Consider the following 10026-nt stretch of genomic DNA (forward strand, 5'->3'; position numbering starts at 1 on the left):
TCGATGACGATGATGTTGGTGATGCTCCCGACGACGAAGAGGTTCCCCGCGAGCGTGCTCGAGAGGGCGAGGGCGGTGCCGCCGAGGCTTCCCTCGATGTAGGGCAAGAGCAGCATGACTGCGGGCACGTTCGAGACCAGGTTCGAGAGGACGGCAGCGAGCGGAAACAAGACCTCGGTGCTCGCCGGGTCGAGGCCCGTCCTCGACACGGCGCCCATCATGACGGCGAGCGAGCCCGAGCTCTCTAGAGCGCCGTGGACGATGAAGAGCCCGATGAAGAGCAGGAGCAGAGGCCAGTCGACGAGCACGAGCATATCGCGGGACGCCATGCGCCGGCTGCTCAGAAGGAGGCCCGCGGCGCCGAGCGCGAGCACGTCACGCGGCCAGGACGTCACGAGAAATGCGGCCACCAGAACGAAGAGAACGGCCGCGGCCTTCGCCGACTGCCATCGGTCGAAGCTCGGTGACGGGAGGGGGGCGAGGTCGATGTCGCTCGCGAGCCCGAATCCCTTCGTCTGACGCCAGATGACGACACGCCAGACGACGACTAGCCCGAGGCACGCGGGCACGAGAGCATCGAGGGTGTAGCCCCCGAAAGACAAGGCGAGCGACTGCCCGATGAGCATGTTTTGCGGGTTTCCGATGAGCGTCGCTGCAGAGCCTACGTTCGCGGCGCAGGCGAGCGCGAGCAGAAACGGCTTCGGATCCAGACGCCTCCGCGCGCATCCTTCGATCAGAAGAGGCGCCATCGCGAGACAGACGATGTCGTTCGCGAGTACGGCGGAGAGAAGGCCGGCGACGCCGACCACCCCTCCAAGGAGGGCCGCGGGGCTCGCCTCCCACGAAGCGAGCCGGCGCGTCACCTCGGTATAGAAGCCTCCGAGCCGGAACTGCGCCGAGAGAATCATGAGACCGAAGAGCAGGGCGAGGGTCGAAACGTCGATCGCGCGCCAAGCGGCTTCGGGTCCCATGCGACCGGTGACCACCAGCGCGATGGCCCCGAGAAGCGCGATCCCGGTGCGGTCGAGGGCGAGCCCCGGAATCTCTCCGAGAATCATTCCGAGATACACGACCAGGAAGACGATGAGAACAACGGGCTCCATGGAGAATGCCATCATCGCCTCGCCGGCCGTGCCTGACAAGGACCTTCGGATCTATTTGACATTTCGGGAGAGACAAACTCGCGAGCACTCGCTCGCCATGCTCCGTTCCCCGGTGAGCCAAGAATAACTCTGGCCCGCCCGGATCGAAATCGCGCTCAAAACTGGTTCGAGGAGCCGAAGGCGCACGTTCCGGTTCAGTGATATCGTCGGCCCAATCCGGGAGGTTGTCGTGATCGATCGAAGAAGTTTCCTCAAGTCAGGCGCTGCAGTCGGAATGGCCTTTTCTGCCGCTTCCCGCGGCGTCGCGTTTTCTACCGGGGACGACCCGCTCGGAGTCCGGAAGGACTTTCCCGTCACCGAGAAGATGACCTACATCAACTGCGCCTATGTCGGGCCAATGCCCCGGGTGGTGCACGAGGCCGCTCTGCAATATGCTGAGGAGCAGCTTCTGAATCCGGCCATCGGTCTCGACATCTCGATGGAGCGGAAGGAGAGCGCCCGGCGCAAGTTCGCCGAGCTCTTCGGGGCGAAGCCGGAGGAGATCGCACTTCTCTTCTCGACGAGCGACGCCGAGAACATCGTGACCCGGGCGCTCGACCTGAAACCGGGCGACAACGTCGTCATCGACGAGCTCCATTTCATCACGACGTTCGTGCTCTACCGGGAGCTCGAGAAGACGAATGGCATCGAGCTCCGCATCGTTCCCCACCGGGACGGTCGCGCTCCAATCGAAGACTTCGAGGCGAGGGTCGACCGGAGGACGCGGCTCATCTCAGTCGCCTGGGTCTCGAACCGGAACGGCTACCGGCATCACCTCCCCTCGCTCGCGGAGCTCGCCCACCGGAACGGAGGGTATCTTTTCGCCGACGGCATCCAGGCGCTCGGATGCTTTCCCGCAAACCTCAATGAAGAAGGCGCTGACTTCGTCGGCGGAAACTCCTACAAATGGCTCCTCGCGAGCTGGGGCGCGGCACCTTTCTACGTCCGTGAGGAACATCTCGCGCTCATTCGACCCGACCGATTCGGGCACAATCAGGTGGCGGAAGACCTGCCCGACTTTCGCTTCCGCCTGCACGAGACGGCGAAAAAGTACGAGTACGCAGGGCTCAACTACGGCGCCGTCGCTCAGCTCGAAGCTTCGCTCGGATACCTTTCGAACGTCGGACTCTCCCGCGTCGAGGAGCACACCGTTTCACTCGCCCGGACGCTCAGGGACGGAGTGGCAAAGCTCGGCTACGAGATGTTCACACCGCCCGACAACCCATCGGCGATCGTGAGCTTCGTCCACGGCCGCGATCCGAAAGTGGTGAAGCAGGCGCTCGACGACGAGAAGATCAGCGTGACACTCCGCGAAAACGAAACCCAGATTCGGGCAAGCGTCGGCCTCTTCAACAACCTTAGCGATATGGAGCACTTGCTCGAGCTGCTCGCGAAGATCGACCTAGCGCCGTACTCTGACCACTCCAAAGAGCGAGAGGGCCTATCCAAAAGGTGAGGCCCGAGCCCGCCACTCGCGATTCTTGCGGGCGTTTCCGGCTGGCATCCGCTTTGCTCCTGGTACCGCAAGGAGGTGCGCCATGGAGCGATTCGGCGGTTTTCTGGCCCTGTCCCTGACACTACTTTCGATTCCCATCGACGCAAATGCCGAGAGCCGGAGGGAGGGGCGGCACGTCTACCTGTTCGTCGCACCGGGAGTGCTCGCAGCGGGGAATTTCGTTACCCTGGAGGGGGGCGGAGGTTTCGAGTGGATCTCGGAGCGAGGTCTCGGCTTCGGCGTCGACGGCTCGTGGATGAGCTCTCCCGAGTGCTTTCCCTGTGGCTTCATGACGGGCTCGCTCGATGCCTCCTACCATTTCGTCGGGCGGGCGCGGAAGCTGGTGCCCTTCGTACTTGGAGGGCTCGGCGGTGCTTTCACCTTTGAAGACGCGGTCCCGGCTGTGAGCTTCGGCGGAGGCTTCGACTACCGGCTCGACAACGGAAGGTCCTTCCGGCTCGAGGTGAGGGACCGCGTTTACGGCGAGGGCATCCACAGCCTCGGCCTGCGCCTTGGGATCGTTTTCTGATGACGGAGGTCGTATGAAGTTGCCAGTCTTTCTTTTCGTAATGGTGTGTCTGAGCGTTGCCGCGGCGGCGCAGGAACCGGGCGACGTCGAGCCGGGCACGCGTGTCCGGGTTTCGACGAAGGATGCCGGGAAAGAAACCGGGATCGTCGCAAGCTCCACGGCCGAAGCGCTCGTGATTCGCTTCGAGGGTGAGTCTGTTCCGCGGGCCATCTCTTTTGCCGATCTGACGAGCATCGAGACGAGCCGCGGCCCGCGCGGTCGAAGCTCGGGTGCCTGGCACAAGGCCAAGTGGGGCGCTCTCATCGGCGCCGTTAGCACCGTTCCCGGAGCCATTCTTTTTCACGATGATGTCGGCGAAGATGGCGCGAGCGTGGGCGAAGCGGTAGCCCTGGGAGTCTGGTCCGGCGGACTGATTGGCGGGTTGATCGGAGCCGCGATCGGAGCGGTTCACCCCGGAGAGCGATGGGAGAAGGTGACGCCCGCCGTGCACGTCCTTCCACGGGAGTCCGGGGGTGGATTCACGCTCCAGGCTACGATCCGCTTCTGACCTACCGCCGGAGCGTTCCGTCTTTTGGTGTTTCCGCCCGCTTGTGATGTTTGCAATCTAGTTGTCGAGTCGTCACGATGCCGGCATGATGAGACGGTTTTCGCGGTTCCTCTCGGTCTGTTGGCTCGTACTCTCGTCGCTCGCCTCGTTGAGCTCGGCAGAGACATTGGAGCTCACCACGGCGAGCATTGCCGATATCAACGCCGCGTTCGAAGCAGGCGCTCTCAGCTCGGAGAAGCTCGTGGCGCTTTGTCTCGCGCGCATCGAGGCCTACGACGCCAGAGGTCCCAAGCTCAACGCGGTCATAGCGATTCATCCCCAGGCGGTCGCAACCGCGCGGGCGCTCGACGAGGAACGGCGGAGGAGCGGACCCCGCTCGCCGCTCCACGGCATTCCCGTAGTCTTGAAGGACAACCTCGATACGTTCGATCTACCGACGACGGCGGGATCCTTCATGCTCCAGGATTCGATCCCTCCGGACGACGCGTTCGTGGTGAAGAAGCTGCGCGACGCAGGTGCCATCGTTCTCGCCAAGCTCAACATGAGCGAGCTCGCCTCGGGCGACACCCGGAGCTCTCTCATCGGACCGATGTTGAACCCGCACGACCTCGCGCGGTCGCCCGCGGGCTCCTCGGGCGGCACTGGCGTGGCCATCGCCGCCGCCTATGCTCCCCTCGGACTCGGCACCGATACCGGCGGCTCGGTCCGCGGCCCATCCGCGGCGAACGGCATCGTCGGCCTGAAAACCACCCACGGCCTCGTCAGTCGCGACGGCATCGTTCCCCTGGCGCTGTCCTTCGATACCGCCGGCCCCATGGCCAAAAACGTCTACGACATTGCCGTCGCGCTCGGCATCATGGCCGGCCTCGACCCGGCCGATGACTCGACGCGCAAAGGCGAGGGAAAGCTCGAAACCGATTACACGCAATTTCTCGACGCCGACGCGCTGAACGCGGCGCGCCTCGGCATCGCCCGCGATTTCATGGGTCAGGACCCCGACGTCGACTGGGTTATCGAGGCCTCGCTCGAAGCGATGCGTGCCGCCGGAGCGACGATCGTCGATGTTAAATTCCCGTCGTGGCTGCTCCAATCGAGAAACGACCTCTACTGGACGATCCGCCGCCGGGAGTTCCGCGCGCAGATCCCGGACTACCTGAAAGCGCTCGGGCCGTCCTACCCGAAGACGCTCGCCGACCTGGTGGCACGCTCGATGACGTTGACCGCGCCGAACGACCAAGGATTCTCCCCCAATCCGAGACGATGGAGCATGTTCAAACAAGAGGAAGAGAGTGGCACGCTCGACGATTATGAGTATCGCGCGGTACTCGACCACGGGTTGCCGCTGATTCGATCCATCGTCGAGGGGGTGATGCGTGAGGAGCAGCTCGACGCCATCGTCTACCCCACGGCGTCACGCCGGCCGCTCCGCTCCGATGCCGATCCCGATCCCTTGGCCGATCTGTTCGCATCGGCAACGAACATCGCCAACCTCACCGGGTTTCCCGATCTCATCGTGCCTGCCGGTTTCACCGGCAACGGGTTGCCGGTGACCCTCTCGTTCCTGGGCGTTGCGTTCAGCGAGGGGAAGCTCCTCGCGCTGGGATATGCTTTCGAGCAGAAGACGCGAGCGCGCCGCGTTCCGGTGCACACGCCCGCGTTGCCCGGTGAGAGAGTGGAGTACTGAGAAGACGTTGAAGTGCCCTGGCTCGACGCCGACCGGATCCATCCGTGTGAGCTACGAAGACGTCTTTACGGAATCGCGGCGGCGCGCTCGGGGCGGTCGAACCTGGGTCGTCCATCCGCCTGAGCGAGCTCCCAGCTCAACTGGTGCACGAGCCGCGCGATGCGCGTCATCTTCTCGTATTGGATCCGCTCGGGAACGTCGAACTCGGTGTGATAGTCGGGATGGAGCCCGGTATGAAAGAAGAGCGACGGAACGCCTTTCTGGAGGAAGGGCCACTGGTCGCTTCGTCGCAACAGGTTGGACTCATTGTTGTCGTACTCCATCTCGAGCTCGAGCTCGGTGAAGCGATTCGCTTCTTCCACGGAGCGTTTCAGATCGCCGCTATAGGTGTAACCCATGATGTGGACCGCGTTGCGGTTGGACTCCGCCGTCTGGAGCTCCAGGCCGCGGAATCGGCGTCCTCCTCCGACCGGCACTTCTTCGTTGCGTCCGATCATGTCCATGTTCAGCGTTGCCACCGTCTGAGCAAGAGGAGCCAGAGGTGCTTCGGCATAGGCCCACGCGCCGAGCAGTCCCCGCTCCTCGGAGTTCCAGGCGGCGAACAGCACGCTCCGGCGGGGTGCCGCTCCCTGCCGAGCGCCAGTGGCGTAGGCCTCGGCGATCTCGAGAAGCGCTACGCTCCCCGAGCCGTCGTCGTCGGCCCCGTTGAAGACGCGCGCCCCATCAGCGCCATCGTGATCGTAGTGGGCGCAGATAATCACCCACTCATTCTTGAGTTGCGGATCGCTTCCCTCGATCGCGGCGACGACGTTACGATCGCTCACGATCGTTCGCTCGACACCGGTAGCGAGACGAATGCGAACCGAAGGAAACCTCTCGGCCTCCACACCACCCGGTACGTCGGCGCGCCGGGCGAGCTCGTCGAGGGGGACGTCGAGCATCGTCCCGACGAGTGCCGGGGAGACCTCGGCGACGGGGATGCGCAACGCCTCCGCCCAGGCCGCGAGCGTATACCGGGGAACACGCGATGGAGGATCGGGCCAGGCTCGCTGCGAGCTTTCCTCGAAGTTCCCCTCTTCGTCGTGATTATGGACGTCACTCACGAAAAGGACGCCGACGGCACCGGCCGCTTGCGCGTACATTACCTTCCGGATGTCGCGTGAGTATTCGGATGTGACCACGCCGTCGAAACGGCTATCTGCGTCCCTCTCTCCCGGCTCGTGGTCGAGCACGAGAACGATCTTGCCCCGCACGTCGCCGCGATAGTCGTCGTGCCCTAGCTTGGGCGCCCTTAGACCGTACCCGACGAACGCCAGCTCCCCTTCGGAGGATGCGGTCGGGCTGAAAGCCGTCGGATGAAACTCGCGCCGTAGGAGCGCCCGATATGTGGGGCCGTCGCCGACGAAAAACTCGAGCGTGTTCGTCTCCCCGAGAGCGGAACGTATCAAGCGAAAAGGCTGGTAAAAAGAGCCGTTGGGGCCCATCGGCTTCAGTCCGAGCCGCTCGAAGCGAGCGCGGATGAACGATGCCGCGAGGGCATTCTCGGGTGTCTCGGTCAGACGTCCGCGCATGTCGTCGGAGGCGAGAAAGAACAAGTCCGCGCGAAGCTCGTCCTCTCGAATCGTGTCGTTGCCGGGGGCCGCGGTTTGACCCAAAGCGGCCGATGCGACTAGCAGGAGAGTCATTACTCGTGTCATCGTTCCTCCCGGAAGTCGAGTATATCGTCCCATTCGCTGGGGAACGGAGCCACCGCTTGTCCCTCACGCGACGTTGCGGTAGCGTCATCGCGCTCACGTCGGGAGGTAACTCATGCCGTGCTCGCTCCGGCCTCGCTCTGGCAGACTTCCAGCTCACGACCGAACCCTTGGCCGAGGCGCCCTCGTCGGCGTTCTCGCTCTCGTGATCGCTTGCCGTGAGGCACCGGAGCCGGAGCCAATCGTCATGCCGGAGACGCCGTGGTCGCTGTCCGATTCCCAACCGCAGGTCGATGACGGCATCCGGGTTCTGATCATTCATGACATGGAGGGACTCTCCGGTCAGGACGATCCGTCATCCTTCGATTACGGAACGGACCTGTACGCCACGGGTCAGGAGCTGCTCGCGGCCGACATCAACGCCGTGGTGGACGGTCTCTTCGCAGGCGGCGCGACCGAGGTCGTGATCGCGGACGGCCACGGGAGCGGCAATCCCGAGCCCGATCTGCGCGGCGACCTGCTGGATGCTCGGGCCACACAGATCGTTCGCGACGAAGCGTTCGATACGTATTTCGACCTTCCCGAGTCCGAGGCGATCGACGCCGCCGCCGTCGTCGGCATGCACGCGAAGACCGGCAGTGGTGGATTTGCGTCTCATACCTTCACCCTCGGCATCGATCTCTTGATCAACGGACAGTCGATCACCGAAACCGAGCTTGTCGCCCTCTCCTGGGGACGTGTGGGAGTACCGGTGATATTCGCCTCCGGCGACGACCGGCTGGCCCGGGATCTCGAGACGATGCCGTGGATCGAGTTCGTCACCGTCAAGGTGGCGACCGCCGCCGACAGCGCCGATCTGCGACCCGTGGAGGAGGCCCGCGCCGATCTGCGCGACGGTGCGAAGCGGGCGGTCGAGAGGCTGGTATCCGCCAAGGTCATGCGGGTAAATACCCCGATCCGTGCCTCGCTGCGGGCGGTGCCACCCGCCAGCCTTCGTTTTCTCGACGGAATCCCTGGGATCGACTATCACGATGACACATTGACATTCGTGACCGATGACCTGCGCGAGGCCTATGACGGTCTGGTGGAGATCGTGGGCCTGGCGAGAGTCGGGTACATCGATCTGCTGCAGGAGGTGGTCCAGAACCACCCGGCAGGCAACGCGATCTTCGCCGAGTATTCCGACGCCCTTTCGCGTCGATGGTTCGATCAGGAGTCCGGAAGATATCACCGACCCACTGCCGACTCCGAGGAAACGAGCTCGCTCCAGCGTTTCCACGGTTACCGGTAGTTTCGGGCAAGCCAGGTCACCGAAGGGCCAACAACGATTGCACCGAGTACAATCGGCTCAGGATCTCACCGGAAAAAAGTTCCTCGCAAACATGGCGCCAATTGAAGAGAGCACCCAACGTTTCGACGCCGCGATCGTCGAAGGCCCCATTTCCAGGGCCGTGTGGAAGATCGCCTGGCCAACGATGCTACAAAACGTCATCGCCGGCCTCCAGGGGATCGTGGATCACACGCTCGTCGGGCGTTTCGTGGGCTTCACCGGAAACGCCGCCATCGGGGTCAGCTGGCAAATCTTTCTCGTCGTCATCGTCTTCGTCGCCTCGGTGTTCACCGGCATGGGGATCCTCGTGGCACGGTTCGCCGGCGCCGGAGAGCCCGAGAAGGTCAATCGCGTCGTCTTTCAGGGCATCTTGGCCGCGATCTTGATGGTCGTCCTGCTTCTGACGCCTGCGGGAATCTTCCTCGCTCCTCACTTGCTCGGACTCCTGAACGCGTCACCTGATGTTCAGGCAGAGGCCTTGCCTTATTTGAGAACCCTCTTCTTGTTCAGCTTCGGGATGCTCCTGTACTACATGATCGCCGGGGTGCTGCGAGCGGCGGGAGATGCGCAGACTCCGCTTCGTCTCGGGATCGCCATGACCATGCTCAATCTGATCGCAAGCGTCGTGCTCATCCGCGGGGCCGGCCCGATCCCAGCATTCGGCACTCTCGGGGCCGCTCTGGGTACGGTCATCGCATCCGGTCTGGTGGGTGGGCTCGCGATCTACCTGTTGGCCACCAACCGTCTCGTCGTCCGTCTACCTCGGGTGATCTCCTGGCGCCCGGACTGGGGAATCATTCGCCAGCTCTTTCGATTCGGCCTGCCAACCGGCTTTCAGGGAATCGCCATGAACCTCGCGGGAGCGGCTCTGGTCGGTTTCGTCGGCTCGCTTCCTCGGAGCGCGGAGGCCCAGGCGGCGTACGCCGTCGGCTATACCCAGCTGTTCTCGCTGGTAACCTGGACTTCCGTCGGCCTGATGGCGGCGACGTCCGCCGTCGCCGGACAGAACCTGGGCGCGGGCGCTCCCGAGAGAACGCGACAAGCGGCACGCACGGGAGCCCTCTTCGGCCTGCTCCTCGCCGCGAGTATGTCGGCGCTCTTTCTGCTGATACCGGAGAGGCTTCTGAGCGTTTTTGGCATCGAAGAGCCGACCGTTGTCGCGCTGGGTAGCCAGCTCCTGAGCTACCTGAGCATCTCCGCGCTCTTCGTTACCGTGGCGCTCAACTACACCGGCGCACTCCAGGGCACGGGTGATACCCGCAGTCCATTGGCCATCACGATCGTCTCCCAGCTCCTCGTTCCCATTGGATACCTCTCGTTCACCGAGCTGGCTCGCGGACTCACGCCGGCGGATGTCTGGGGCGCAATCTTGATGGGACACGTACTTCGCGCGGTGCTGTCGGTGGCGCGGTTCGAGCAGGGTCGTTGGAAGCAGATTGCCGTGGACATCGATTCGACCGAGTTACCTTGATTGATGTGTTATGATCAGTACTGATTAATCATCATCAGCGGAGGACTCTTGACGCAACCGAAGACGAAAACCGTTCCGGCGCTCGAAGCGCGCACCCAGCTCGGAAGGATCATGAAGGAAGTCCAGGCCGGGCG

At 63.6% G+C, this 10026-nt stretch carries 8 protein-coding genes; 6 read left to right on the top strand and 2 right to left on the bottom strand.

Annotation, left to right across the window (positions count from 1 at the left end; translation table 11 throughout):
* Positions 1-1142 (bottom strand): SLC13 family permease (locus tag VEK15_10165; GenBank protein HXV61047.1); only part of this gene is annotated, 1142 nt, incomplete at its 3' end.
* Between the two features lie 190 nt (positions 1143-1332).
* Between VEK15_10165 and VEK15_10170 the strand changes: the two genes are divergently transcribed.
* From VEK15_10170 to VEK15_10185, 4 genes are all read left to right on the top strand, one after another.
* Complete coding sequence (locus VEK15_10170; protein ID HXV61048.1) at positions 1333-2598, top strand: aminotransferase class V-fold PLP-dependent enzyme; 1266 nt, start codon at positions 1333-1335, stop codon at positions 2596-2598.
* A gap of 82 nt (positions 2599-2680) precedes the next feature.
* Positions 2681-3166, top strand: coding sequence for a hypothetical protein (locus VEK15_10175; protein ID HXV61049.1), 486 nt, complete (start codon positions 2681-2683; stop codon positions 3164-3166).
* A 13-nt stretch (positions 3167-3179) separates the two neighbouring features.
* Positions 3180-3713 (top strand): hypothetical protein, encoded by a 534-nt coding sequence (locus tag VEK15_10180; protein ID HXV61050.1) that lies wholly within the window; start codon positions 3180-3182, stop codon positions 3711-3713.
* Positions 3714-3798: 85 nt separating this feature from the next.
* Positions 3799-5397, top strand: a complete 1599-nt coding sequence (locus VEK15_10185) for an amidase family protein (protein ID HXV61051.1) — start codon at positions 3799-3801, stop codon at positions 5395-5397.
* A 65-nt stretch (positions 5398-5462) separates the two neighbouring features.
* Here VEK15_10185 and VEK15_10190 read toward each other — a convergent pair whose 3' ends face one another.
* Complete coding sequence (locus VEK15_10190) at positions 5463-7094, bottom strand: M28 family peptidase (protein ID HXV61052.1); 1632 nt, start codon at positions 7092-7094, stop codon at positions 5463-5465.
* A gap of 112 nt (positions 7095-7206) precedes the next feature.
* Here VEK15_10190 and VEK15_10195 point away from each other — a divergent pair, with 112 nt between their 5' ends.
* Together VEK15_10195 and VEK15_10200 are read left to right on the top strand one after the other, a co-directional pair.
* The gene (locus VEK15_10195) at positions 7207-8382 is read left to right on the top strand and encodes a M55 family metallopeptidase (GenBank protein ID HXV61053.1); all 1176 of its coding nucleotides are present in this window, start codon (positions 7207-7209) and stop codon (positions 8380-8382) included.
* 91 nt (positions 8383-8473) lie between these two features.
* Complete coding sequence (locus VEK15_10200; protein ID HXV61054.1) at positions 8474-9892, top strand: MATE family efflux transporter; 1419 nt, start codon at positions 8474-8476, stop codon at positions 9890-9892.
* Positions 9893-10026: the final 134 nt, after the last annotated feature.

It is taken from the genome of Vicinamibacteria bacterium, from assembly GCA_035620555.1.
In the GTDB taxonomy this organism is placed as follows: domain Bacteria; phylum Acidobacteriota; class Vicinamibacteria; order Marinacidobacterales; family SMYC01; genus DASPGQ01.

What these genes read in the sequence shown, in the direction of transcription:
- VEK15_10195 (HXV61053.1), top strand. Translation starts at nt 7,207, where the DNA reads ATGCCGTGCTCGCTCCGGCCTCGCTCTGGCAGACTTCCAGCTCACGAC.
- VEK15_10180 (HXV61050.1), top strand. Translation starts at nt 3,180, where the DNA reads ATGAAGTTGCCAGTCTTTCTTTTCGTAATGGTGTGTCTGAGCGTTGCC.
- VEK15_10200 (HXV61054.1), top strand. Translation starts at nt 8,474, where the DNA reads ATGGCGCCAATTGAAGAGAGCACCCAACGTTTCGACGCCGCGATCGTC.
- VEK15_10185 (HXV61051.1), top strand. Translation starts at nt 3,799, where the DNA reads ATGATGAGACGGTTTTCGCGGTTCCTCTCGGTCTGTTGGCTCGTACTC.
- VEK15_10175 (HXV61049.1), top strand. Translation starts at nt 2,681, where the DNA reads ATGGAGCGATTCGGCGGTTTTCTGGCCCTGTCCCTGACACTACTTTCG.
- VEK15_10190 (HXV61052.1), bottom strand. Translation starts at nt 7,094, where the DNA reads ATGACACGAGTAATGACTCTCCTGCTAGTCGCATCGGCCGCTTTGGGT.